A 24,220-nucleotide genomic window follows, 5' to 3' on the forward strand; every position below is an offset into this window, starting at 1 on the left:
TAATAATATGAAATAAATCGAAACTTTAAATTAGTAAATTTGACTCTGTAGTATGCTTTAATCTTTAGTTATCAAGCTGTTTGAAAATATTTAATAATAGTTAAAATCGGAAACTGACAAAAGAGGGTTATTAAAAGCCAATACCTAAACGACTGGCTAAACTGGGGGTAATGGGAATTAAAGTAGTTAAAGATAAGAAAATTAATATTAATCCCCATGCTGCTCGTTTATCATTAGGTTCAGTTATTTCATTTAAGCTAGGACGCTCTAAGTCTCTTTGTAAAAATAAAATTACGATCGCCCAATAAAAAGGTAAAGAATTAATAGGGTTGAGGATGCTAACAATACCTAAAATTACTAATGTGCCAATGGTTGCACGGCGAGAGGTTTTTCTGCCATAGATTGCTTGAATAATTCTACCACCATCTAATTGCCCTGCGGGTAATAAATTTAAGGCGGTGATAACTAAGCCTAACCAACCTAATATAAGGAAAGGATTTACACCAACGGTTTCACTTTGTAAAGCAGAATTTAAAAATAATTTAGCTAAAATACCAACAAATATTGAGCCTTGAAAAAAAGTAGTAGGAATTTCAAAACCCGTGCCATCATGAGACATTAAAAACCCAAAAAGTAAAATGGCTAAAGAAACGACAAATCCAGCAGCAGGTCCCGCAAAAGAAATATCAAACAATACAGAACGGTTCAGGATTAAAGATTCAAAACGAGTAATCGCACCAAAACTACCAATTTGAATCGTGGGCAAAAAGAAAGGTAAACTAATTTTAACATTATTTTTAGCACCGATGATTTGATGTCCCATTTCATGGGCTAATAAAATTACCCATAAACCAATACATAAAGGTAATACTTCCTGATAACGATTCCAGTTACCTACTAAATCAAATCCTAAGAGTAAAGCGATAGCTTCCATTGTGGTGAAAATTGTCGCTAAAAATAAGACTAAGGCTAAGTTTTTTTGTGCTAAAGTTAAGGGAACAGGATCATTAGTACTAGGTAAAATAATTACTACTGGTTTTTCTTCGGGAGTTTCTACTAAAAATAAACGGTATTTATCGCCTAATTTTTCGGTTAATTTTTCCGTTAAATGTTGATGAGTATAATTCGCTTCTCCTCGTAAATTTCCTTTTAAAATAATCCCTTCTTGATAAGGAATTGTGTCAGTAATAAAAAAAGTGTCTATCCCAAAAATAGTCTTAATAATTTTTAAATCGTCTTCATTAATAGGAGTAAAATCAGGTTTTATTTGTTCTATTTTTAGAGGAAATTTATTTTCGTTTAAAGTGGAGGGTTTATTTAGGGATAAATTTTCATTATTGTCTTTAATAGCGTCACTGTTATTAACATTTTGAATTATTTGTTTTTTGATGTCATCAAGATTAAGATTAATATTTTTTTCAGCTTTTTTCCTAATTAAACTACCTAGATAAATGTAAATACCTGAAGATAAAACTAAGAGTAAAATAACAGCAATAAGATTAATATATATTCCTGTGGCTAATAATCCAAAAAAGACTAACCAAGGAGTCATTAAAGTTAATGATTGTAACCAAGCTAAAATACCAATTTCTCCAAAAGGTTTGGCTCGATTATAACCCCAAATTATTATAATTAAGGCAAGTAAAGTAATAGCGATGATGGTAAAATTATTGGATAAATTAAACATAAATTATTAATTAATTTTTGACTGTTAATAGTTGACATTTGTTGAGCAGTTGAGATATTCTGCTAGAAATATAGCTTAACAATCATTATGATTTAGAATTGCTATAGTTGATAGTTTATAGATTATAGATTTTCCCTACACCTTATACTTTAACGAATTCTCCATTATTTATAATCAAAAATGAGCATCAAAAATCTTAACCTATCCTCTCAATTATACGAATATTTGTTATCAGTCTCTTTAAGAGAATCGAAAATCTTACAGGAATTACGTCAAGAAGCATCTTCTCATCCATTGGGAAAAATGCAAATTTCCCCCGATCAAGCTCAATTTTTGGCATTATTAATTAAGTTAATAGGAGTAAAAAAGATTCTTGAAATAGGTGTTTTTATGGGTTATAGTTCAACTGCCATGGCTTTAGCTTTACCTGACGAGGGAAAACTTATCGCCTGTGACAACCGTAAAGATTTTACTGATATTGCTCAAAATTATTGGCAAAAAGCTAAAGTAGATCATAAAATAACTTTACATTTAAAACCAGCTTTAGATACTTTAGATGAATTAATTGCATTAGGTGAAACAGAAACCTTTGATTTTGTTTTTATTGATGCCGATAAAAGTAACTATTATAATTATTATGAAAAATCTTTAACATTAGTGAGAAAAAATGGTTTAATTGCTATTGATAATGTGTTTTGGGATAATAAAGTAGTTGATCAAAATATTAACGATAATCCCACTAAAAAAATAAGAGAATTTAACCAAAAACTATCTCAAGACTATCGTATTGATTTAAGTATAATTTCTATTGGAGATGGTTTAACTTTAGCCCTGAAAAAATAATTGTATAGCATTCCTTTATGAGCTATAGCAATCCTAAATCAGTTGTAAACTATTTTATAGTACAAATAAATTATTAAATGCTTATGAAACAAGAGGTTTAAACCCCTTGCCTTGAAATTTGTCATGTTGATTTTGCCACGAATCATTATTAAGTTAAAATTCTTTTTAACATTGCTTTGCGCCCTTTATTCGCTAAACTATCATCTAAGGGTGTTAAAGTAATTTTTTTTTGGTATTTTTGTTCGATCGCCTTGATAATTAACCAGTCAGCCAAAAAAGGATTTTTAGGTAAAAGAGGGCCATGCGCATAAGTTGCGATAGAATTTTGATAAAAAGCACCTTCAAAACCATCTTCACCATTATTACCATAACCCCTAACCACTTTACCTAAAGGCGAAACTTTTCCTAAATAAGTTCTTCCACCGTGATTCTCAAAACCTACCACCGTAGGAGATTCTCCTAACATTTCCTTTAAATCTTCTAGCAAGGGAGAAGCAACAATATCAAAAGCAACATTGCCAATACAGCGAGAAACGTTTTGCCCTGGATGTTTAGTCACTAAATCTAAAATACCTAAACCGTCTATTTTCTGCCCTATAGCTGGTTCGTAATAATTCCCTAATAATTGCGGTGAACCACAGGTAAAAACCCCCGGAATACCAGTGTTGATTTTCTCTTTCATAATCTCAGCTTTTTCACCATGTAAATCTCGCATGACAATTTCTTGTTGTCTATCCTGCGCGCCACCGCCGACAATAACATCAAATTCCGAAAAGGTTTTTATATCTGTATCTTGATCTAATGGTAAAATAGACACATCTAAATTACGCCATTGACATCTTCTTTCTAAACAGATAACATTACCTCGATCACCGTAGGTACTCATTAATTTAGGATAAAGCCAACCAATTGTTAAGTGTATGGTCATGAATAATACATTAATAAAATTAGTAATATGAACTAGAATCTGTTTTTGGATTAATCACATTTTAACATCATGGAATCATTCACTCTCAGTTTTGTCAGTAAAGAAACTCTATTCGCCTTTTCTCTTTTTCCTTACCTTGGGTTTTTATGGTTTTTGACTCGCTCACAAAAAGTACCTAAAATAGCTTTAATGGGCTTTTATTTACTATTATTATTCGTAGCTATTACTATACCTGCGGGAATTTATGCTGAAACTCATTATCAAACATCCTTAGCCAATGTTGATTGGTTACATGGAAGTGCAGAATTTTTTTTAACTTTATCAAATATTTTTGTCGTATTAGGATTTCGTCAAGTAGTTATTGAAAAAGAAAATCAAAAATAATGATTAATTGTGAGAATATTTATCTATATTAGTTAATATAGCAATCGGAAAATCGGTTGGGGTAAATTAAATAGTAATAACTCTCAAACTCAAATCATTTCTCAATTCTTAATTCTCAATTCTCAATTTTTCCCGACGAAAATGCCACAAATCAAATCGGATTACTATAGCATCCTAACATTTTAAAATAAAATAATGAGATCGAGTCGAAGAAATGTCAAAGAAAATGAAGACTTAAATGTTTTTCCTTCCTTTACAGATTTGATGTCTAATGCTTTTATGATTATGAGCTTTTTATTATTATTAGCTTTATTTCAGTCTTTAGAATTAAATCGAAGGTTACAATCAGCTACACCTATTGTAATTGATGAAAAATCAGGTAATTTTAAGTTTAAATCTGGAAGTGCAGAATTAACCCCAGATTTTAAAAAGTATATAAATAACAAAATTATTCCTCAAATTGAGAAAATTATTGAAGAAAGAGAAATCGATTTTATCCAAGTAATTGGCCATACAGATGGACAAGTTTTAGAATTAACAGGAAATTTAGATCAAAATTTAGAAAAAGTAGCGAAAAATGAATTAAAAGTTACTCAGTTAAATCCGGGCTCTAATGCTGATTTAGCCTTAATGAGAGCTTTAGGGGTGGTGCAAGAATTACAAGCCCAAGGGCAGTTTAAAAACGTCAAATTTAGAGCTTATTCTGGTGCTCAATTATATTTGCCTTCAGGAGAATTAGCCCCTCTTAATCGTCAGGCTGATGAAGTAAGAAGACGCATTGAAATTCGCTTTATTCCCCCCGCTACCCATAATTAAGGGTTTTAGAATTTAGAATTTGAGCATTATTACCCATTCATACTTTTTCAGGTAACCATAATTAAAATTTGACATAAATCTTAGATTTTTATTATTTTATTAAATGAATCAAGCAAGATTAAAAAGATGATAAATACTGAACAAAATACTTGTATAATTTAGATAAATATGATATATAGCAATCCGCTTAGGATTTGTAAACAATCAAAGACTATCAAAAATAACGGGGAAATCCTTGTTAACAATAACAAATGACAAATGAGAAAATGTTTAATTTTACCAGCCACAACCTAAATAGAAATACTATATTTATTTAAAGTATTTTTTAGTAAATAAAAATGCAAAATTTAATTGATAACTTAAGAGAAGGACAAAAATATTTAGGAGAATGGAAAGGCGGTAAAATGGCAATTTCAGCCGTGCCGGGGGCAGGAAAATCCCATAGTTTAGCTGTTGCTGCTACGGTTACTATTAAGAATCATAATCTTAATAATAATCGTCAATTACTAATAGTTACTTATACTCGATCAGCTACAGCTAGTATTAAAGATAAAATTAAAAACAATTTAAAACAATTAAATTTACCATCTATTGGTTTCAGTGTGCAAACAATTCACGGATTGGCGGTTAATATTGCAAATCGTCATCCTTTATTGTCACAACTTCATCTTGAAAGTAGTACTTTAATTGATGCTACTCCGAGTCATCGTATTCTCCGCACAACGGTGACAGAATGGGCAAAAAATAATGGGGCTTATTATCAGCTACTCTTAAAAAGTAATAATTTTGACGGAGAAGAAAGTGAGCGATTACGGCGAGATTCGGCGTTACTAACCGAAGTTTTACCTAAATTTGCTCATAATGTCATTCGTCAAATTAAAAGTTCAGGTTTAACAAATTATGAACTCGACACGTTACAAGATGATCTTAATAATCCTTATCGTTTAATAGCGATGGCTAAAGGATTATATCAAGAGTATGAGATGTTGATGAAAAAAGAAAGTTTAATTGACTATGATGATTTAATATTAGGTGCATTGCGAGTGTTAGAAGACGATAAAGCAAGGGAAATGTGGCAAAAAGAAGTTTTTGGAGTATTTGAAGATGAAGCCCAAGATTCTAGCCCATTACAAGGAAAATTGCTAGAAATTTTAGCTACTGATACTAATAATGGTAAGGTGAATTTTGTCAGGGTAGGCGATCCTAATCAAGCGATAAATTCTACTTTTACAGCATCTGATCCCCTTTATTTTCGTCTTTTTTGCCACGAGTGTCAAGAAAATGGTCAATTTTTTACCATGAATCAAGCAGGAAGAAGCAGTAAAACTATTATCGAGACAGCTAATAAGACTTTAAAGTGGGTTAATCAGAATATTCGGCAAAAATTGCCCGATAAACTAACAAATGACTTAGAATCAATTTTACCTTTTCGAGAGCAATATATTGAAATTGTGGGAAAAGAAGATCAACAATCCGATGCAAATCCACAAGCTGAAGGCAAAGGCGTCGAAATTTATGAGCCTGAAGATATATATAAAACAGTAGAATTAATAGGTAAAAGAATTATTCAATTATTTAATAATGAAGAAGCTAAAGACAGTTATAATTTAGCAATTTTAGTTAGAGAAAATCGACAAGGATTTTTTTTAGCTAAACACTTAGAATATTTAAACTCACAGTATAAAATTTTAGTAAAATTAATCCATGATGTTAATAATTATACTGAGATTCCGCAACAAATTTTATCTATTTTACAGTTTATAGATTGTCCTCATTCTCGTGAATATCTCAAAAATACCCTAGAAACTCTGCAAAATAAAGATTTAATTGAAGCTCAAGACTTAAACGCTTTAAGTATTTATCCTGAAAAATTTTTATATCCTAGTGCGATTGAACCACCACAATCTGAACATATAAAAAAAGCTAAAAATTATTGTTTAAAGTTATTAAAAGCTCGTTTAGAATTACCCCATTATCGATTAATTCCTTTCATTTCTTCCTTGTTAGGATATAAAAAGTCAGAATTGGCAACTGCCCAAAAATTAAGCGAAACAATTTATCAACAAATTATAGGTAATAGTTCATTAAAAACGATGATTTCCACTTTACAAGAAATTATTAATTCTGAAAAATTTAAAGGTGTCGAAATAGATAATGAGGATATTTATAGCAAAAATGGACAAGTTACTATTATGACAATGCACAAAGCAAAAGGGTTACAATGGGATTATGTCTTTTTACCATTCTTACATGAAAATGTTATTCCGGGCGGGGCTGATCCTTATGTGCCAAAAAGTGGTAGATTCTTAGGTAACTTTAGTTTACCTGATGTTGCTAGAACTATTTTGCGATCGCTTACTCATCAGAAATATTCTTGTGACAATAAACCACCATTGACGAATATTTTTTTAGCATCTCAGAAAACTCACCAACTAAAACAAGCTGAAGAATATCGTTTATTATATGTAGCCATGACGAGGGCTAAAAGATTATTATGGATGTCATCAGCGAAAAAAGCACCTTGGCAATGGAATTTTTTTGAAGATAATGGTAATAAGAATCAACTACAAGATTCAAAACCTTGCCCAGTGATAGACTTCTTGCAAAAATCACAGTAATAGAAAATCTTGTTACCTCCAATAATTACTTTTAAGGATTCTTCTTTACCATATATTGGGCGATTGTTATTTGTGTCACTATAATTATCCGTTTCTTCATCATAATTATCTATTTTTTCAGCTAAATACTCATAACTATCATCATCAAATACATCCCAATTTAATCGATTAGCCAAAAATTGATTAATAAATTTTCCTGCATTATCAACAGGAAAGAAGTCATTTAAAGCCTTATTTGCCATGCCCCATTTTTTACTATGCCAAGCATGATTTAAAATAATTAAACCAATATCAAGACTAGAATGTTTTTGATTGACTTTTATTACTTCTTGTTTTAATTGTTCATAATCATAAATTAATTTACCTTCTAAACAATTATTAGCTTCGCCTAATAACAAACTGACAGCAAATTGATTAGCTTCTTCTTCTTCTTTTTCATGGGAATCAAAACTAATTTTATCATCAATATATGAATTATCTTTAACATGAGATAAGGCTAGATGCCCTAATTCATGAGCTAAAATAAAAGCTAACCTTGCTTTCTGCTGAGATTTATAACTAATAGTAATAACAGGTTTTTGATGATGCCATTGAATCATTCCTTGAAATTTACTAGCATTTTGGGGATAATCATTAAAATAAACTACAGGAATACCCATCAACCAACAATATTCAAGTAAGCTACTTAAATCAACCACTGAATGATGTTGTAATATTTGCTTTCTAATTTCTAGGGGATTAATAGGAAGAAATGTATAAGTAATCTCACTACCATAAGCAACCATTTCCGCAATACGATTAGCTAATCCACAGGCTATAACAGGTTGTGTATTGATTTGATGTTGTGTTTGTCTAAATTTTGGTTGTGCTTGTACTTTAAATTTTATCACTTCATCTTCTGACAGCAAAGATTTTAAATCTAAGCCAAAACGTTTAGCAATATAACCACTACACTCTAAAACTGCCACCGGTTTATTATTCAATTCTTCATCCCACCAACTGGGTAATCCATTTTTCTTAACGTAACCTTTCTTAATCCCAAATTTATCTAATTTTTCATATAGGGCATCCATTGTTAAAGTGTTTGTCATAGTTTTGCCCTCCTTTACTTAAATCGTAATTTATAAAATTTTTGTATTGCTAATCTGTTAATTAATATTTATTTTTACTTCCTTGGTTAATTATTAATTATTTTGTAACTAAACCTTAAATAATAAAAGACCTCTTGCAAAATTCAAACTAAAATCTGTTTTAAGGTGAAAAATGTTGATTTTTTAACTCATTACTGATTACTTATTACTCATTACTCCACTTGGTGCAAGAAGTCTAAACTAACTTTACTTAACAGACAGTTAAGGTTTATTTATTCCATTCTACAATAATCCTATCTTTTCTAAAGTATTCTTAATATTAATCTTATTTTATTTATCCCTAGTAAATTACCTAACTGCCGATTTACTAAATGTAAAGTTTTGAGTTACACAAAACCAAGGAATTGCCTCTTTTAAAAGATTAGGTTAATCACTAAAATGACGATGAAAACGACTATCAATATTAGCTTTTTTTTTCTGATTACATTTAAGGCAAAGAGTTTGTAAATTACTAATATCGTTACTTCCACCTTTCGCTAATGGGATAATATGATCAATATTTAAGGTTGTTTCTTTTGTATTTTTGCCACAACTTTGACATTGATAATTATCTCGATTATAAACATATTTTCTAACTTCTAAAGGAATTAAAATACGAGGAGTTTTCGCCATTTTATTATTAATTTTGTTTAAATTCATCTAACTGATTCGTCAGGGCAAAATTCAACAGTAACTTTTAATTTTAACTTACCTTTTTGCCAACCTAAAGCACCAACTTTTAATAATTCAACTTCTACACCGTCATTAATCCATTTTTTGCGATTCAAATTAATATTTTCTTTAGATAAATCACTGCGAGAACTATCAATTAGTTTACACTTAATTCCTTCGATTAAATGTCCTAATTTAAACATAGATTCTCCTACATAAAATCTATGGACATCTTGATCAATAATATTAATAGCGTGGGATTCATTTTCTAGGGGTTGATAGTTATCTGTCATCGAATAAATAGTTTTAATGAGTTACTTTGTTATCTTATTACATTATAATCTCAAAATTATTGCTTAAAAAGTTTCTGTTAAGTTTATGATTTTGGTTATAGTTTCTACTTGAATACTTAACCATTCAATTTCATCAACGATCGCCAACTTACATCGATGCCAAGCCTCTAATTGATAAGGATCATGACAAACAAGATCAAAATCTAATTCTTTCTTTTCTAAATATAATTTACAAGTCATAAAACGATGGCTTAATAATTTTAATCTTTCTTGGGGTTCTAAATAACTAAAAAAGAAAAACTTAATCATAAAACGAGAACGAGAATTAACCCAACTTTCATGGGGATGCTCCAACATTTTCTCTTGCCATTTGATTTTACCCTCATTTGTGATGCTGTAAATTTTGCGAGAAATATTACTCTCTTCTTCTACAAAAACTTGAATAAATCCTCTTTCTTCTAAACGTTTTAATAAGGGATAAATTGCACCATAATTGACGCTAATACAGCCACTCATGAATAATTCTAACTGCTGTTTGAGGCGATAACCGTGGAGTGATTCTTGTTGTAATAATCCTAACGTTGCTAATTCTAACATGAGATTCTTCAAATTTTATATCAAATTGATATACTATAATGATATAATAAATTTTAACTATCAACTCTTGACTAACTATTAACTATCATCTCTTGACTAACTATTCACTATTAACTATCACCTCTTGACTAATATGGTTAATCCTAACTCTCCTCCTCCTTGTGAAGAATCAAATATTGAAAAAGAATTACAGATTTTGTCCTCCAACCAAGAAACTAAGAAAAAATCGTCTTTTAGTTGGCGGATAATCGGAAGTGTGATTTTTGTTGCTGTAATTGCTGGTGTTGGGAAAAATTTATGGTTAACTACGAATAATAAAGGTGCTAAACCTCCAGCTATCGCAACCAGTGGACAATCTCAAGCTATACCCGTAAAATGGGTAACTCTAACCAGTCAATCTTTAGAAGATAGCACTACTGTCATGGGTGTATTAGATGCCCCTAAAGCAGTTACAGTCAAATCAGAAGTGGATGGAAGAATTAGTCAAATTTTAGTGAAAGAGGGTGAGACAGTTCAAGGGGGACAAGTAATTTTAACGGTAGAAAGTGATGAATTACAAGCAGAATTAGCTCAAGCTCAAGCTCAATTAGAAAATGCTCAAGCCCGTTTAACAGAACTGAAAACCGGTAGTCGTATTGAGGATATTGATCAAGCTAAAGCTGAATTAAATCAGGCGATCGCAAGGTTAAATAATGCCAGAGAAGGTGCGCGCCCAGAAGAAATTGCTCAAGCTCAAGCACAGGTAGAATCAGCCCAAGCCGAGTTAGAATTAGCGGATGAAAGAGTGAAAAGGTATCGTAACTTACAACGAGAAGGGGCTATTTCTCAAGATCAATTTGAAGAAAGACTAAAAACTCAACGTCAAGCTATGGCGTCTTTAACGGAAGCACAACGGCGTTTATCGGCTTTAAAAAAAGGAAGAAAATCAGATCTTAATGAGTTACAAGCAGAAGTAGAACGGGCAAAAGCAAATTTGAAACGTTTAGAAAACGGTGCAAGAATTGAAGAAATCGCCCAAGCTCAAGCGGATGTATCACAAGCAAGAGCAAGAATAAACTCCATCGATGTTAGAGTTAAAAAAACAGAAATAGTTGCACCTTTTACAGGCATTATTGGGGATATACCCGTTAAACAGGGAGATTATCTGGATTCGGGCGATGAATTAACTACTATTACTGAAAATAACCTTTTAGAAGTCAATTTATCAATTCCCGTAGAAGAAGCTGGTAAATTACGTTTAGGTTTACCCATCGTCATTTTAGATGCTCAAGGAAAAACCGTGACAGGAGGAAAAATTAGTTTTATCTCCCCCAATGTCACAGCCAATACTCAATTAGTTTTAGCTAAAGCTACCCTTGAAAATACTTCAGTAAATTTATTTAATCAAGGCTCTGTTCCAGTGAAAGTTATATGGAATGAAAGTTCTGGTGTTTTAGTACCAGCGACAGCAGTATTTCGTTTAGGGGATAAAACCTTTGTCTTTGTCGTTGAAGGGATGGAAAATTCTTCCCCTGATAAACCTCAATTTATCGCTAAACAAAAATTAGTCAATCTGGGTAGTCTTCAAGGAAATGATTATCAAGTTTTAGATGGTTTAAAAGTAGGCGATCGCATAGTGACGGCAGGGATTATGAATTTAACCGATGAAACCCCAGTAATGCCACTCCCAGAGAAGTAGATGACGACATCAGAAAAATGAGAAAGTCAAGTCAGATCTTGCACCTATCCAAAAATTGACTGGTAAGGGGGAGTAATGAGTAATAAGTATAAGAATTGGCATTAACCATCTATAGAATTGATTTTCTCACCTTTAACTATTAAGTATTAATGTAAGTCATGCAAGATCTCAGTTTAATTGTTATTAACAAAAATACTGTTCGTCAACCTTTGAGGAAAATAAAATGCAGTATTAATTTTACTCACTTACTTATAAATAATAAAAGATTTTAAAATTTTCGCCACATCATCTTTTTTTTGTATTACCAAGTATTTAATAACCCTAGGAAAAGTCTTTATTTCTAATTCTGCATTATTTATTATTCATTGTTATACTAGCAGAATCTTAAAAAAATCTTAATAAAAACTAATATATCTAAAGATGACTGTTCAAATTACGCTCAATGAACGCCATCAAAAAATTTTACAGGCTACTGTAAAACATTATATCGCTACGGCTGAACCTGTTGGCTCAAAAACTCTGATTGATGAATATAATTTTAGTGTTAGTTCGGCTACGATTCGGAATACTATGGGAAAATTGGAAAAAGCAGGTTTTCTATATCAACCTTATACTTCAGCAGGAAGAATCCCGTCGGACTCAGGTTATCGTGTTTATGTTGATCAATTAATCAATATTGACAATTCTGTTAAGTTTCCCCTGAATAAATTTCTTGATTTTAACTTTTCTACTAGCTTTAGTTGTTACGAGATTATTTTTCAAAAAATTACTAAAATTTTAGCTAATTTAAGTGGTTGTATTGCTTTAATTACTTTACCTCAAATTGCTAGTAATATTCTTCATCATATCCAATTACTAAGATTAGCTAATGATCAAATTATGTTAGTGATGGTGATTGATAATTATCAAACTGAGTCGGTTTTATTAGAAAGTAATCAGTTAAAAATAGCCCATGATGATCATTATACTGAAATAATTGATCGAGAATTAGAACTTTTATCTAACTATTTAAACCATAAATTAAAAGGTCAATCTCTGACAGAAATAAGTAATTTAGATTGGAGTGATTTAAAAGATGATTTTCATATTTATGCAGATTTTATTAAAAGTTTATTAACAAAAATAAAATCAAGTTATCGTCTCTCAACTTCTACCCCTATTTTGATTCAAGGTCTTTCACAATTAGTAAAACAACCTGAATTTTCTCATATAGAACAAGTAAAAATATTATTGAATTTACTAGAAAAAGAGCAAGATCAGCTTTTACCTTTAATTTTTAATGTTAATGAATATGATCATTCTTGCCAAAAAGTAAAAATTCGGATCGGCTCTGAAAATCCCTTAGAATCAATGCAGTCTTGTAGTCTGATTTCAGCTTATTATTATCAAGGAGAATATCCTGTGGGCAGTGTCGGTATTATTGGACCTACTCGTATGGCGTATGAACAGGCGATCGCCTTGGTGCAATCAACGGCGGATTATTTATCAGAAATAATATCTCTGATTGAAACCTAAAAATAATCTTTATTGAGTTAAACTCAGGTTATTTTAATAATTTTTCGGAGAGGATTAAAGTGATAAGCGATCGCAATAATAAAAAGGTAAATAATCCCGTAAAACCGAATAAAATCACCGCCCATGAGTGATAAACCGTAGAAACAACAAGAATGCCATTGAGCAAAGAAAAACCTGCTAAACAACTATAAATCAAGGTTTTAATGGCTAAATAAATGCTCTTAGTAATTCTTTCATTTTCTAAAGAACGTATCCTAATTTGTAGTTCTCCTTGTTCTAACTTTTCTTGAAAATTTTGGATAGTGGTTTCTAAACGGGAGGGTTTTTTCCATTGCTTTTCCATCAAGATTTGACCTTGACGAGCAATCATTAAGAAGATATTGTTAGGGGGAGTAGAACGACTAATTCTGCGGAAAAAAGGTTGACTGGCAGACATCAAGCTATATTGCGGATCTAAATTACGGGCTATACCGTCAAGGGTAGTTATGGCTTTGATAATAAAAGTCATCTGAGGAGGTAAACGAAAAGGTTGTTGCTCAAACATCAGATAAATTTCCGTACTAATTTCTCGAAAAGCGTTAATATCCACTGGTTTATCCAGAAAACGAGTCAAAGAAAAGCTAATTAATCTCCTTATCGCTGTCATATCTCCTACAGGCTCAATTAATCCCATATAGATTAATGTCTCTAAAACTTGATCAGCGTCTTTTCGTAGCATAGCAAAAAATGTTTGTACCATTTGCTCTTGAGCCAATCCTTTTACTTCTGCCATCGCCCCAAAATCATAGAAAATAATTGAACCGTTTTTACTTACTGCCATATTGCCGGGATGAGGATCTGATTGAAAAAAACCGTCTTCTAATAGTTGTTTTAAATAGGTACAAATTCCCAATTCAATTAAAGGTTTAAGAGGTATATTTTTTGTTTCTAATGTTTCTTTATCATTAATTTTTATCCCAGGTAAATATTCTAAAGTTAAAACTTTTTTAGTAGTGTATTGCCAATAAACTTTAGGGACGATAATTCGCTCGTCATCTTGAAAATTATAGCGAAAACGATCGGCATTTTCTCCTTCTTTAATATAATCTATTTCAGCGAATAATATTTCAAAAAATTCTTGATAGATTAATTTTAATTGATATTTTTTAAATCCGGGTAAAAAGCGATCACCAAAATTAATCAGAGTTTTTATGACTTGAAAATCTAGTTTAAATAATTTTTCTAAACCTCTTCTTTGTACTTTTATAACAACTTTTTCTCCAGTTTTTAATGTTGCTAAATGAACTTGCCCTAAACTAGCAGCAGCAATAGGTACACGGTGAAACTCATTATATAGATTATCTAATTTATCTCCTAATTCTTCTTCAATAATAGTAATAGCATTCTCAGACAAAAAAGGAGGAACTCGATCTTGTAGCTTACTAAGTTCTTCTACATATTCTATAGGAATTAAATCATGACGAGTTGATAAAGCCTGACCAATTTTAATAAAAGTAGGCCCAAGTTTAATTAATTTTTTTACTAACCATTTAGCTCTTTTATGATAATGCCTACGGGAATTATTTTGATTAATAAAATCAATAAATATAAACCAAGAAAATTGCAACGCTACGAGAAAAATATCCCATTGACGTTGAAAGGGAGAATAATTTTTGCTATCCCAAGATAAATTATATTGCAAGGATCTCATTCATTCGATAATTGAGGAAAAGTAATGGTAAAAGTGTTTAAATAATTGTCTGATTGATTAACATAAATACTGGAAACATCAATTATTCCGTTTAAATTTTGTACTAAAGATTTGACTAAAGCTAACCCTAAACCAGTACCACTATTGGTAACATTTTCTATTTGTTGCCCTTGATAAAAAGGCTGAAAAATTTGTATTTGTTCTTCTGGATTAATAGCACATCCATAATTAGTAATCTCAATAATATTATCAGATTTTTTGCGATAAATTCGTAAAGTAATTTGAGTTTTTTCTGAAGAAAATTTACTAGCATTGGTCAGTAACTCTTTAATAATTAAGGACATACTATTTAAGTCAGTATAAATATAATCTTGTTGATTGTCAATAACTAAATTAATTTGCTGATAATGTAATTCTTGAGAAAAAGAGTTATATAAATCATCTAATAAAGGTTTAAGATAAATTTTTTGAGGTTCAATAGCTAATTGATTTGATTCTAATTCTTGTAAAGTTAAAAGATTATTTACTAAGTTAATTTCTTTTTCGCATTCATCCTCTAAAATGTCTAAATAACGAATATTTTTTTCATTTTTATCTATTAATTTTAACATTTTTATTCCCATTTTCATATTAGAAAGAGGTGTTTTTAAGGCATCACTAAGACTAGCAATAAACTCATCTTTAATTTTATTTAAACGTTGTAACTCTTCTATATGTCCTCGCATTCTTTTGCCCAATTTTGCCTGTACATCTAAACTTGTTTGTAGCTGATTTGTACGTTCATCAACTAATGATTGAACTTTAGCAATAGTTTGCTGATTAATAATTGAAGAAGTAATTTGTTTTGCCATCCATTTTCCTGTTTCTATTTCTGATATTTGCCATCGTCTAGGTTTATAATTTTCCATTACTAATAAACCAAGAATTAAAGGCTGAGAATTTTGTGGATTTCGTTGCAAAACCATTGGTATAATTAAAAAAGATTGAATTAAAGTGAGATCAAAAACTTCAATAATATCATGATAAATATGAAGATTATCTAATTGTTTTTTATTACTTATTTTCGTAAAAGAAGGTGCTTTTTGCCAACCATAACAAGTTAATGGGGAATCTAATAATTGATAAGAAATAATTTTTTTTTTATGGGTATCTGTTGAATTTAATTGCCAATTATAAGTAATTTCTACCGTTGCCGATGGAATCCTCTCTGTTTGATTTTGGCTAGACAAATTTTCATACTTAAATCTTAGAATTAAAAAACGATCTAGTTTGAGTATTTTTGCCGTTATAGCAATATCGACATCAAAGATACCATCCATTATTTTATCAAGAGCAAGTATTAACAGTTAAAGTTTATTATAATTTATAATTGATGACTGATAATTTTATAATTAAACTTTTGACTATTTTATTGATTCATGATGTTTTTAGTAAAAATAAAGAAAAGATAATGATAATGAAGCTACATTTTTTTCTAATATTTTTTTGTTTGTCAGAATTCCACAATATTGACTGAAGACGAAAATTAATTTTTCATTCCTCATTACCTATTACTTATTAGCTATTACTTATTACTTATTATCTATTTATTAGGTTGGGGAGTTAAGCGCAAATAAGGTTTAATTTCTGTGACACCTTTAGGAAATTTAATCACTGCATCTTCCGTTGAGATAGAAGGCACTACTACACAATCTCCTCCATCTTGCCAGTTAGCCGGAGTTGCCACTTGGTGATAATCAGTTAATTGTAAAGAATCAATAACTCTTAAAATTTCATCAAAGTTACGACCTGTACTTGCAGGGTAAGTAATCGTTAAGCGTAACTTTTTGTTAGGATCGATAATAAATACACTTCTAACAGTAAGATTGTTTAAAGAGTTAGGATGAATCATACCATATAAATCTGCCACTTTGCGATCGCCATCAGCAAGGATAGGATAATTAACAGTGGTGTTTTGAGTTTCGTTAATATCGTTAATCCAACCTTGATGAGATTCTACATCATCAACACTTAAAGCGATAGTTTTAACGTTACGTTTTTGAAACTCAGATTGTAAACTAGCTACAGTACCTAATTCAGTGGTACAAACGGGGGTATAATCGGCTGGGTGAGAAAATAACACTACCCAACTATCTCCTGCCCAATCATAAAAAGAAATATCACCTAAACTAGAGGCTTGAGTAAAATTGGGAACTGTATCTCCTAACTGTAAGGTCATAGGTTTAAAATAAAATTGAACTTAAATTAATTACTGATTTTAATTGTGTCATATTTTTCTGTGATTATTTTATCAATTTACTTTTTTGTTGTACATCTTCACAAAATTTTACAAATTATCTAAGTTTAGTTTATAGTTCTAGCTAGGGATGAAGGGAGGTATCTCCTAAATAAGTGTAACTGCGCAAGTTTTCCTCATAATTTTTGATTAAAAGTTGCGATGTTTTTAAATCTATTTGTTTTTCTTGTAAGGCTTTTTCTGTTAAACAACGGAGTTTTTCGATTAAATCTTCTGCGGAATATTCGACATATTTTAAAACATCGGTTACAGTATCTCCTTTGACAACATATTTTATTTGATAATTGTCTTGTTTACTCTCAATATGAACAACATTTATATCTCCAAAAAGATTATGTAAGTTACCCATAATTTCTTGATATGCACCGACTAAAAACATTCCTAAATAATAAGGTTTAAAATCAGTATTTTCTGGGTTATTAATATTTATTTCTTCTTTGACTTGTAAAGGATGTAATTCTAAGGCATTTTTAACATCTAATAAATCAATAAACTTGTCAATTTTACCATCACTATCACAGGTTAAATCAGCTAAAATTGCTTTTAATGTTGGCTTTTCATGTAACCTATGAATAGGTAAAATAGGGAATAATTGATCAATTGCCCAAGCATCAGGAGCTGACTGAAACACAGATAAATTAATATAATAAGTAGCTATCATTAAATCATTTAACTCGTTTAAATCATCACTAACATAGGTTTCATTTTTAGTAATTTGATAAATTTTATAACAACATCCCCAGTATAATTGTTCAGCTTTTGCTCTTTCCTCTAAACTAAGATAACCAAAATTAAATAAACTAATAGCTTCCTCTTTAAATTGCACCGCATCATGGTACATTTCTTGATAGTTTTCTTCCTCAATGCTGTTATACGTTTCCCATAAATTGCGGATAATTAAATGCTCTTTTTCCACACTTTTTTGTGGTAATTCTAAGGGCGGATTATTACTACTTACCACATTAAAAATTAACACGGATTGGTGAGAAGCGATGGCTCTTCCACTTTCACTGACTAAAATAGGAGATACAATCTCATTCTCCTCACAAGCCTCTTGAATTGCCGCCACAATATCATTAGCATAGTTTTGCATATTATAGTTTTTTGAGGCATAAAAATTAGTTTTTGAACCATCATAATCTACTGCTAAACCACCACCAACATCTAAATATTTCATTCCAGCACCCATTTTCGATAATTGGATATAAATTTGACTGGCTTCTCTAATGGCATCTTTGATTACGGCGATAGAGGAAATTTGTGAACCAATGTGAAAGTGTAATAATTGTAAACAATTTAATTTATTCTCACTTTTTAATTTATTAACTACTGTGACAATTTCAGGAATTGTTAAACCAAATTTAGCTTTTTCTCCGGTAGAATTACCCCAATGCCCAGAGCCTTTAGATTGTAGTTTTGCCCTGACTCCTAACTGAGGTTTTAACTTTAATTTTTTGCTCAATTTGAGAATAATAAATAATTCACTTATTTGCTCAATAACAATAATTAAATTATGACCTAATTGTTGAGCTAAAAGAGCCGTTTCTAAATAATTTTCATCTTTATAGCCATTACAAATTAATAAAGTTTCTCCTGTTTTATCAATATCTAAAGTAGCCAAAGCTATAATTAACTCTGGTTTTGAGCCAACTTCTAAACCAAAATTATAAGGTTTTCCATATTCTACTAATGCTTCGACTAATTGTTTATGTTGATTACATTTAATCGGAAATACTCCTCTATAAACATTTTGATAATTATAACGAGCGATCGCCTCATTCATACATTCATGTAATCTTTTTAATCGATCATCTAACATATCAGAAAAGCGAATTAATAAAGGTAAATGAATATCTCTTTTTTTTAGACTTTCAACTAACTCAAATAAATCTATTTTATAATCATTACCACGAGGAGAAACAGTAATATTGCCTTGATTATTAATAGAAAAATAAGGTTCACCCCATCCCTCTATTTGATAAAGTTTATTACTATCATTAATAGTCCAAGAATTAGTCATAGTTTAAGAAAAAATATAAGAATAAAAAAACTACTTTTTAATATTATACTCATAATTAAGTACATATATCTATCAAGGTAAATAAATATATTTAGTATCTTTAGACAAGCATTTATTAAATTTAAAGCACTTTCATAATAAGTAGGTAAGTAAAATTAATTGTGGATTTTATTTTTCCCAAGCCTTTGATAACAATGCAAGGCAAGGGGTTTAAACCCCTTGTTACCCATTGCCTATTATATACAATTAATTTTGCCCAAGTACTTACCTTAATTTTTAATCCTCAATCTTTCCTTAATTAACTATCTTGAAAATGTCAAAAGACGACTCCCGTTAAATTTCTCAACAAAAAAATACTGATAAAAATTAAGTCATCATTGCTTTTGAAATTTTGTCATTTTTCATTCTAAATTCTTTACGCTGTTGTCGAAACCATAGCGGCGATTAATTGCTCAGGAGTGACATTAAAAGGTAAGCGGTGAATATCTGATGAAGGTTGACAGGTAAGTTCGGCACAGTAACGCAATTGAGCTAAAGTAATGTTATGTAAGCCTAAATCTTCTAAAGTGCAAGGTAAGGCGATATTATGGTAAAACTTGATTAATTGTTGTCTGGCAGCGGTTGCTAATTGATTATTAACGATCATTTCTTCTAGTCGTAATTGTACTAAAATACCATAGGCTACTTTTGCCCCGTGTAACTGATGATGTGCTTCAGGAAAATGAGTTAAAGCGTTATGTATAGCATGAGCTGCTACTGTACGACAATTTACTCCTCCTAAACCACCGCTAACTCCGGCTAACAATACTGTTGCGTCAACAACTTCTTTCCATTCTTCCCTCAAGGGATTTTTTAACGCACTTTCTGATTTTTGTAGTAAAATGTCCCTTAAGACTCTTGCTTGTTGTACGGCGGCAATGGTTAAAGTTGAACTAGATTCACCGCTACTGATAGAGGCTTCATACCATTTTGCGATAGCATCACCAATACCTGCTATTAATGTGTTAACAGGGGCTGTGGCAATTAAGTTATAGTCAAGGATGAGTAAATTAGGGCAATTTTTGAGAGTGACATCATATTGAAAAGCACCAGATTCTGAATATATATTACTCAATGCAGTCCATGCGGCGCAAGTTGCCCCAGAAGTGGGTATAGTGATAACGGGTAAATGACAGTTATAAGCTAATAATTTTGCCGTATCTAAGGCTTTACCACCCCCAACACCGATAATAACATCAGCTTGATGAGATTTTACAGCTTTTTGTAATTGTTTTAAAGAAACTTCCGAACAATCAGGGTTGTAACTATGATAAGAGAGACTTAAATTAAATTCTTCACTAATAGGATTAAGATAATTTTCTATTAATTTTAAGGTTTTTTCCCCGCCAACAATTAAAGGATTTTTACCAAAATGAGCGATAAACTTGCCACTTTTTATTAAGCAATTTTCTCCCTTAATAATATTAGCAGGAGCTACTTGTAAACTCAAAATATCATTAACTTTTACAATAGGTTGAATTTGTTGAGATTTCTTCATTTTCTATAACAATAAATAATCAAATAATCTGGCTTTTGAGCAGTATGCTAAATTGGTTCAAAAAGGAAAGAGCGAAGAGGGAAGAGGGAAGAGGGAAATATCAAATATCAAATTATGTTTTTAAATTTTTTGAATTGTATCAACTTTAACGATTAAATATCCGATCAATTAATTAATAATAATTAACCATACTATTATCTACTGAAGAACCAATAATATAATCAAAAATAGAATAATTATCAGTGACAAAACTAATATTTTTATTTCTCATTTTTAACCCCTAATTGATAAGAAAGTGGTTCACAAAATTGATTAACTCCTTGTTTAATGACATAAATAATCACAGGAATAACCAATAGAGGAGGGCAAATTTTTTTCTGTAATAAATAATTAACAGCAGTTTCAATGTAATTATCTTCTAAATCAGAGCGTAAATTTTCCTGACAAATAGCTACCCGACAACGTTTTGCCCAACCTTCTAACCAATCTACCCTATCAGGAGTTTGCCCAATAGCCAAAGCGATAGAAGTTGCACCATCTTCTAAATTTCCTTCAGCATCTTCAATTATATCTAAGGCCATCATAGCAGATTCACATTCCGCTAATTGATCTCGATAATCACTAATTTCTTGACTGGTTAACTGCATTACTGTTATACTCATGTTCATTTTTTCTCCCTAAGATTTGATTTAACAACGGTAAGAGCAATTTCTGCATCCAGAGAGGGGATAAAATCCCTTAGCCGAACTGCCGTACAAAAAGGATTATTCAGGGTTTGATCATACATAATCAATATCAATAGTAGGAATGCTATTTTGGTTAAGCCATTGTCGTGCTTCCATTAGATTTTGTTGCAAACCACCCATTACTAAAACTTTTGGTTGAATTAAATGCCCTTTATTCAGATTTTCTAACATTCTAGCCTGAGAATCTACTACTTCCGTAAGGTTACGAACCATAAAAATAGCTCGGTAGTTTAAAGGTTTTCCATCCAAAGTATTCAAATGATCCTTGTATTGATTCTAAAGCATATTCTGCCACACTTTCAACGTCTTTTAAATCTAATGCCACCTGTGCCAAGCCATTACATTCAGTAGATCGAAAATTTTCTGAATCAAGGGCGATCACACGAGAAAAATTAACTTTTGCCTTAGGCTCTGCTGACATAGTGGCGGTAGCAACAGCTATACTTTTAGTTTTGTTGTAATCATTATTCTAAGAAATTTGAGAAAAATATTTATTGACAACAGATTTAGAAAAAAGCTATGATGGTCAATTGTGAGTTTTTGACAAGTAAATTCCCATGTCTATAAATAATGCAAATGCGATAATTCGGTCGATTGAGGCCGGTTATCTGAAAGACAAAGGTACATTACCCTCCCTAAATGTTGGTGACACGGTGAAAATCGGTGTACGCATTCAAGAAGGTGGGAAAGAAAGAGTACAACCCTTTGAGGGTACAATTATCGCTATGCGTAATGGCGGTATCAATGAAACTATTACCGTGAGACGTATTTTTCAGGGTGTTGGCGTAGAAAGAGTCTTCATGATTCATTCTCCGGTTGTCGCTAACATTACGGTGATTCGTCGTGGTAAAGTTAGAAGAGCTAAACTATACTATCTCAGAGATAGAGTTGGTAAGGCTACCCGTATTAAACAACGTTTTGATCGCCCCTTAGAAGGGAAAACGGCAAAAGCAAAATAATTTCTCTATAACCTTCTTAAAAGAAGAATCTCGTTATACCTCATCGGGTTCGAGAAAAAGTGTCAATGTCTTACTTTCTTGAAGTTTAGCTCCAACTGACTATAAACTGGTTATAAAATTCTAATACTTGACAAAATTTAGTTAAAAAAGTTATAGTAATTAGATATACGTCCTTAGTTCAGTTGGTAGAACGTCGGTCTCCAAAACCGAATGTCAGGGGTTCAAGTCCTCTAGGGCGTGTTGGTCTAACCATTAGAGAAATATATAGTTAATTGACTCTATAATAGAGATTGTGGTTTTCGCAAGATATAGCCATAGAAAAAACGTCTATTTAATCAGGGAAATTATTGTGACAAACAAAGAAACTGTCAAGGACAAAGATATTACTCCATCGGACTCTTCAAATAACGGCGTTAATAATGCTAATTTCGTAGAAGAAACCAAGCAGGAGTTAGCTAAAGTTGTTTGGCCTTCCCGTCAACAATTACTTAGTGAATCTGTTGCTGTCATTTTAATGGTTGCTCTTGTAGCCAGTTTAATTTATCTTGTGGATAAAGTGTTTGGCTGGGCAGCTGGGAAGGTGTTTTGATGAGTTTTACTGCTGATAATGAATCAGAATCAGCTACGAAAGTAGCAGTAGGTAAACCCCGTTGGTATGTAGTACAAGTAGCTGCTGGTTGCGAAAAAAAAGTTAAAACTGACATCGAACAACGAGTTAATAGTTTTAATCTTAGTGATCGTGTTTTAGAGATACGAATACCTCAGAGCCCAACGGTAAAAGTGCGTAAAGATGGTAGTCGTTATCACGGAGAAGAAAAAGTATTACCTGGCTATGTGCTAGTGCAAATGATCTTAGATGATCACGCTTGGCAGATGGTAAAAAATACTCCTAATGTAATCAACTTCGTGGGGGCTGAACAGAGACGAGCTGTAGGTAGAGGTAGAGGTCATGTAAAACCAATGCCCTTATCACATTCAGAAGTCGATCGCATTTTTAAACAAATGGAAGAGGCCGAACCTGTAGTCAAAATTGATATGCAGGTAGGAGATAATATATTAGTAATTTCAGGACCTTTTAAAAACTTTGCCGGAGAAGTGATGGAAGTTAGTACTGAAAGAAGTAAATTAAAAGCACTCTTATCAATTTTCGGTCGTGATACACCGGTAGAATTGGAATTTAATCAAGTAGAAAAACAAGGATAAAAGGATACTTTAACAATGGCAAAAAAAGTCGTTGCATTAATTAAATTAGCTTTACCAGCAGGTAAGGCAAACCCCGCACCTCCAGTAGGTCCAGCTTTGGGTCAACACGGTGTGAACATCATGGCATTCTGTAAAGAATATAACGCTAAAACCGCTAGTCAGACGGGGATGATTATTCCTGTAGAAATCTCTGTTTTCGAGGATCGTAGTTTTACTTTTATTCTTAAAACTCCTCCTGCTTCTGAATTAATCAAAATAGCTGTAGGCATTAAAACTGGTTCAAAAGAGCCTAATCGGAATAAAGTTGCCAAAATTACTAAAGCTCAATTACGAGAAATTGCCCAAACAAAAATGCCTGACTTGAATGCTAATGACATTGAAGCGGGAATGAAGATTATTGCTGGAACTGCCCGTAATATGGGTGTTACCGTAGTTTAATAAAAATCAACAAATTTATACCCACGAACCCAACTAAAATATAGTTGAAAATAAAAGTAATTTTATTCTGGGGAGAGGTATTATACAACCCAAAAAAGTTACAACTTCAAGCTACAGAATTTAGGTAAAAGTCTAAGGTTTTCCCTGAGTGCTAATAGTTGAGGGCTGAT

Annotated in this window: 24 protein-coding genes and 1 tRNA gene; 11 read left to right on the forward strand and 14 right to left on the reverse strand. The window is 31.4% G+C overall.

Features of this window, described 5'->3' with window-relative positions:
* Window positions 1-130: 130 nt before the first annotated feature.
* Window positions 131-1,687 carry a site-2 protease family protein gene (locus tag FWJ34_RS05810; RefSeq protein ID WP_308254378.1) on the reverse strand — a complete coding sequence of 519 codons (1,557 nt, stop codon included), beginning with the start codon at window positions 1,685-1,687 and terminating at the stop codon, window positions 131-133.
* A gap of 180 nt (window positions 1,688-1,867) precedes the next feature.
* Here FWJ34_RS05810 and FWJ34_RS05815 point away from each other — a divergent pair, with 180 nt between their 5' ends.
* Window positions 1,868-2,530 carry a class I SAM-dependent methyltransferase gene (locus tag FWJ34_RS05815; RefSeq protein WP_308254379.1) on the forward strand — a complete coding sequence of 221 codons (663 nt, stop codon included), beginning with the start codon at window positions 1,868-1,870 and terminating at the stop codon, window positions 2,528-2,530.
* A gap of 148 nt (window positions 2,531-2,678) precedes the next feature.
* Here FWJ34_RS05815 and FWJ34_RS05820 read toward each other — a convergent pair whose 3' ends face one another.
* Window positions 2,679-3,458 (reverse strand): type 1 glutamine amidotransferase, encoded by a 780-nt coding sequence (locus tag FWJ34_RS05820; protein WP_308254380.1) that lies wholly within the window; start codon window positions 3,456-3,458, stop codon window positions 2,679-2,681.
* Window positions 3,459-3,527: 69 nt separating this feature from the next.
* Here FWJ34_RS05820 and FWJ34_RS05825 point away from each other — a divergent pair, with 69 nt between their 5' ends.
* The 3 genes from FWJ34_RS05825 (at window position 3,528) to FWJ34_RS05835 (ending at window position 7,276) form a co-directional block, all read left to right on the forward strand.
* Complete coding sequence (locus tag FWJ34_RS05825; RefSeq protein ID WP_308254381.1) at window positions 3,528-3,842, forward strand: DUF3593 domain-containing protein; 315 nt, start codon at window positions 3,528-3,530, stop codon at window positions 3,840-3,842.
* A gap of 195 nt (window positions 3,843-4,037) precedes the next feature.
* Window positions 4,038-4,658: a hypothetical protein gene (locus FWJ34_RS05830; protein WP_308254382.1), complete on the forward strand. Its 621-nt coding sequence runs from the start codon at window positions 4,038-4,040 to the stop codon at window positions 4,656-4,658.
* Between the two features lie 338 nt (window positions 4,659-4,996).
* The gene (locus FWJ34_RS05835) at window positions 4,997-7,276 is read left to right on the forward strand and encodes an ATP-dependent helicase (protein WP_308254383.1); all 2,280 of its coding nucleotides are present in this window, start codon (window positions 4,997-4,999) and stop codon (window positions 7,274-7,276) included.
* Here the strand turns inward: FWJ34_RS05835 and FWJ34_RS05840 are convergent.
* From FWJ34_RS05840 to FWJ34_RS05855, 4 genes are all read right to left on the reverse strand, one after another.
* Window positions 7,219-8,367, reverse strand: coding sequence for an ImmA/IrrE family metallo-endopeptidase (locus FWJ34_RS05840; RefSeq protein ID WP_308254384.1), 1,149 nt, complete (start codon window positions 8,365-8,367; stop codon window positions 7,219-7,221). The genes FWJ34_RS05835 and FWJ34_RS05840 overlap by 58 nt on opposite strands.
* A gap of 426 nt (window positions 8,368-8,793) precedes the next feature.
* Entirely contained in the window at window positions 8,794-9,039 is a 246-nt protein-coding gene (locus FWJ34_RS05845; protein WP_308254408.1) for an HNH endonuclease, read from the reverse strand.
* 23 nt (window positions 9,040-9,062) lie between these two features.
* Complete coding sequence (locus FWJ34_RS05850; protein WP_308254385.1) at window positions 9,063-9,371, reverse strand: KGK domain-containing protein; 309 nt, start codon at window positions 9,369-9,371, stop codon at window positions 9,063-9,065.
* A gap of 63 nt (window positions 9,372-9,434) precedes the next feature.
* On the reverse strand, window positions 9,435-9,968 hold the full coding sequence (locus FWJ34_RS05855) for a PadR family transcriptional regulator (RefSeq protein WP_308254386.1): 534 nt from the start codon (window positions 9,966-9,968) through the stop codon (window positions 9,435-9,437).
* Window positions 9,969-10,101: 133 nt separating this feature from the next.
* Here FWJ34_RS05855 and FWJ34_RS05860 point away from each other — a divergent pair, with 133 nt between their 5' ends.
* Both FWJ34_RS05860 and hrcA read left to right on the forward strand, forming a co-directional pair.
* The gene (locus tag FWJ34_RS05860) at window positions 10,102-11,646 is read left to right on the forward strand and encodes an efflux RND transporter periplasmic adaptor subunit (protein ID WP_308254387.1); all 1,545 of its coding nucleotides are present in this window, start codon (window positions 10,102-10,104) and stop codon (window positions 11,644-11,646) included.
* A gap of 420 nt (window positions 11,647-12,066) precedes the next feature.
* The gene (hrcA, locus tag FWJ34_RS05865) at window positions 12,067-13,161 is read left to right on the forward strand and encodes a heat-inducible transcriptional repressor HrcA (protein WP_308254388.1); all 1,095 of its coding nucleotides are present in this window, start codon (window positions 12,067-12,069) and stop codon (window positions 13,159-13,161) included.
* 28 nt (window positions 13,162-13,189) lie between these two features.
* On the opposite strand, the gene FWJ34_RS05870 is transcribed toward hrcA, so the two are convergent.
* The 8 genes from FWJ34_RS05870 to FWJ34_RS05905 all read right to left on the reverse strand — a co-directional run bounded on the left by FWJ34_RS05870 (window position 13,190) and on the right by FWJ34_RS05905 (window position 21,871).
* The gene (locus FWJ34_RS05870; RefSeq protein ID WP_308254389.1) at window positions 13,190-14,851 is read right to left on the reverse strand and encodes an AarF/ABC1/UbiB kinase family protein; all 1,662 of its coding nucleotides are present in this window, start codon (window positions 14,849-14,851) and stop codon (window positions 13,190-13,192) included.
* Window positions 14,848-16,170, reverse strand: a complete 1,323-nt coding sequence (locus tag FWJ34_RS05875; RefSeq protein WP_308254390.1) for a HAMP domain-containing sensor histidine kinase — start codon at window positions 16,168-16,170, stop codon at window positions 14,848-14,850. Before FWJ34_RS05875 ends, FWJ34_RS05870 begins: the two co-directional genes overlap by 4 nt.
* 263 nt (window positions 16,171-16,433) lie before the next feature.
* On the reverse strand, window positions 16,434-17,069 hold the full coding sequence (locus FWJ34_RS05880) for a peroxiredoxin (protein ID WP_308254391.1): 636 nt from the start codon (window positions 17,067-17,069) through the stop codon (window positions 16,434-16,436).
* Between the two features lie 142 nt (window positions 17,070-17,211).
* The gene (speA, locus tag FWJ34_RS05885) at window positions 17,212-19,167 is read right to left on the reverse strand and encodes a biosynthetic arginine decarboxylase (RefSeq protein WP_308254392.1); all 1,956 of its coding nucleotides are present in this window, start codon (window positions 19,165-19,167) and stop codon (window positions 17,212-17,214) included.
* A 415-nt stretch (window positions 19,168-19,582) separates the two neighbouring features.
* Window positions 19,583-20,704, reverse strand: coding sequence for an iron-containing alcohol dehydrogenase family protein (locus tag FWJ34_RS05890; RefSeq protein WP_308254393.1), 1,122 nt, complete (start codon window positions 20,702-20,704; stop codon window positions 19,583-19,585).
* A 260-nt stretch (window positions 20,705-20,964) separates the two neighbouring features.
* Window positions 20,965-21,366, reverse strand: a complete 402-nt coding sequence (locus FWJ34_RS05895; RefSeq protein ID WP_308254394.1) for a hypothetical protein — start codon at window positions 21,364-21,366, stop codon at window positions 20,965-20,967.
* Between the two features lie 117 nt (window positions 21,367-21,483).
* A complete protein-coding gene (locus FWJ34_RS05900) occupies window positions 21,484-21,663 on the reverse strand; it encodes a hypothetical protein (RefSeq protein WP_308254395.1) in 180 nt (59 codons plus the stop codon).
* Window positions 21,653-21,871 (reverse strand): hypothetical protein, encoded by a 219-nt coding sequence (locus FWJ34_RS05905; protein WP_308254396.1) that lies wholly within the window; start codon window positions 21,869-21,871, stop codon window positions 21,653-21,655. Before FWJ34_RS05905 ends, FWJ34_RS05900 begins: the two co-directional genes overlap by 11 nt.
* 136 nt (window positions 21,872-22,007) lie before the next feature.
* Between FWJ34_RS05905 and rplS the strand changes: the two genes are divergently transcribed.
* From rplS to rplK, 5 genes are all read left to right on the forward strand, one after another.
* Window positions 22,008-22,409, forward strand: a complete 402-nt coding sequence (rplS, locus tag FWJ34_RS05910) for a 50S ribosomal protein L19 (RefSeq protein WP_308254397.1) — start codon at window positions 22,008-22,010, stop codon at window positions 22,407-22,409.
* Window positions 22,410-22,576: 167 nt separating this feature from the next.
* Window positions 22,577-22,649, forward strand: a tRNA-Trp gene (locus tag FWJ34_RS05915).
* Window positions 22,650-22,758: 109 nt separating this feature from the next.
* Window positions 22,759-22,998 (forward strand): preprotein translocase subunit SecE, encoded by a 240-nt coding sequence (secE, locus tag FWJ34_RS05920; RefSeq protein ID WP_396231712.1) that lies wholly within the window; start codon window positions 22,759-22,761, stop codon window positions 22,996-22,998.
* Window positions 22,998-23,612, forward strand: a complete 615-nt coding sequence (nusG, locus tag FWJ34_RS05925) for a transcription termination/antitermination protein NusG (protein ID WP_308254398.1) — start codon at window positions 22,998-23,000, stop codon at window positions 23,610-23,612. The genes secE and nusG overlap by 1 nt, the downstream gene beginning before the upstream one ends.
* A 15-nt stretch (window positions 23,613-23,627) precedes the next feature.
* Window positions 23,628-24,050 (forward strand): 50S ribosomal protein L11, encoded by a 423-nt coding sequence (gene rplK / locus FWJ34_RS05930; RefSeq protein WP_308254399.1) that lies wholly within the window; start codon window positions 23,628-23,630, stop codon window positions 24,048-24,050.
* Window positions 24,051-24,220: the final 170 nt, after the last annotated feature.

Origin of the sequence: Geminocystis sp. GBBB08 (genome assembly GCF_016743215.1) — a bacterium.
Lineage (GTDB): Bacteria > Cyanobacteriota > Cyanobacteriia > Cyanobacteriales > Cyanobacteriaceae > Geminocystis.

Excerpts from the sequence above, each read along its gene's own strand:
- hrcA (WP_308254388.1), top strand. The coding sequence starts at position 12,067 with ATGACTGTTCAAATTACGCTCAATGAACGCCATCAAAAAATTTTACAG.
- FWJ34_RS05850 (WP_308254385.1), bottom strand. The coding sequence starts at position 9,371 with ATGACAGATAACTATCAACCCCTAGAAAATGAATCCCACGCTATTAAT.
- FWJ34_RS05860 (WP_308254387.1), top strand. The coding sequence starts at position 10,102 with ATGGTTAATCCTAACTCTCCTCCTCCTTGTGAAGAATCAAATATTGAA.
- FWJ34_RS05905 (WP_308254396.1), bottom strand. The coding sequence starts at position 21,871 with ATGTCAGCAGAGCCTAAGGCAAAAGTTAATTTTTCTCGTGTGATCGCC.
- FWJ34_RS05825 (WP_308254381.1), top strand. The coding sequence starts at position 3,528 with ATGGAATCATTCACTCTCAGTTTTGTCAGTAAAGAAACTCTATTCGCC.
- rplK (WP_308254399.1), top strand. The coding sequence starts at position 23,628 with ATGGCAAAAAAAGTCGTTGCATTAATTAAATTAGCTTTACCAGCAGGT.
- speA (WP_308254392.1), bottom strand. The coding sequence starts at position 19,167 with ATGACTAATTCTTGGACTATTAATGATAGTAATAAACTTTATCAAATA.
- FWJ34_RS05855 (WP_308254386.1), bottom strand. The coding sequence starts at position 9,968 with ATGTTAGAATTAGCAACGTTAGGATTATTACAACAAGAATCACTCCAC.
- FWJ34_RS05830 (WP_308254382.1), top strand. The coding sequence starts at position 4,038 with ATGAGATCGAGTCGAAGAAATGTCAAAGAAAATGAAGACTTAAATGTT.
- FWJ34_RS05835 (WP_308254383.1), top strand. The coding sequence starts at position 4,997 with ATGCAAAATTTAATTGATAACTTAAGAGAAGGACAAAAATATTTAGGA.
- nusG (WP_308254398.1), top strand. The coding sequence starts at position 22,998 with ATGAGTTTTACTGCTGATAATGAATCAGAATCAGCTACGAAAGTAGCA.
- FWJ34_RS05880 (WP_308254391.1), bottom strand. The coding sequence starts at position 17,069 with ATGACCTTACAGTTAGGAGATACAGTTCCCAATTTTACTCAAGCCTCT.
- FWJ34_RS05895 (WP_308254394.1), bottom strand. The coding sequence starts at position 21,366 with ATGAGTATAACAGTAATGCAGTTAACCAGTCAAGAAATTAGTGATTAT.
- rplS (WP_308254397.1), top strand. The coding sequence starts at position 22,008 with ATGTCTATAAATAATGCAAATGCGATAATTCGGTCGATTGAGGCCGGT.
- FWJ34_RS05870 (WP_308254389.1), bottom strand. The coding sequence starts at position 14,851 with ATGAGATCCTTGCAATATAATTTATCTTGGGATAGCAAAAATTATTCT.
- FWJ34_RS05840 (WP_308254384.1), bottom strand. The coding sequence starts at position 8,367 with ATGACAAACACTTTAACAATGGATGCCCTATATGAAAAATTAGATAAA.
- FWJ34_RS05815 (WP_308254379.1), top strand. The coding sequence starts at position 1,868 with ATGAGCATCAAAAATCTTAACCTATCCTCTCAATTATACGAATATTTG.
- FWJ34_RS05890 (WP_308254393.1), bottom strand. The coding sequence starts at position 20,704 with ATGAAGAAATCTCAACAAATTCAACCTATTGTAAAAGTTAATGATATT.
- FWJ34_RS05820 (WP_308254380.1), bottom strand. The coding sequence starts at position 3,458 with ATGACCATACACTTAACAATTGGTTGGCTTTATCCTAAATTAATGAGT.
- FWJ34_RS05810 (WP_308254378.1), bottom strand. The coding sequence starts at position 1,687 with ATGTTTAATTTATCCAATAATTTTACCATCATCGCTATTACTTTACTT.
- FWJ34_RS05845 (WP_308254408.1), bottom strand. The coding sequence starts at position 9,039 with ATGGCGAAAACTCCTCGTATTTTAATTCCTTTAGAAGTTAGAAAATAT.
- FWJ34_RS05900 (WP_308254395.1), bottom strand. The coding sequence starts at position 21,663 with ATGGTTCGTAACCTTACGGAAGTAGTAGATTCTCAGGCTAGAATGTTA.
- FWJ34_RS05875 (WP_308254390.1), bottom strand. The coding sequence starts at position 16,170 with ATGGATGGTATCTTTGATGTCGATATTGCTATAACGGCAAAAATACTC.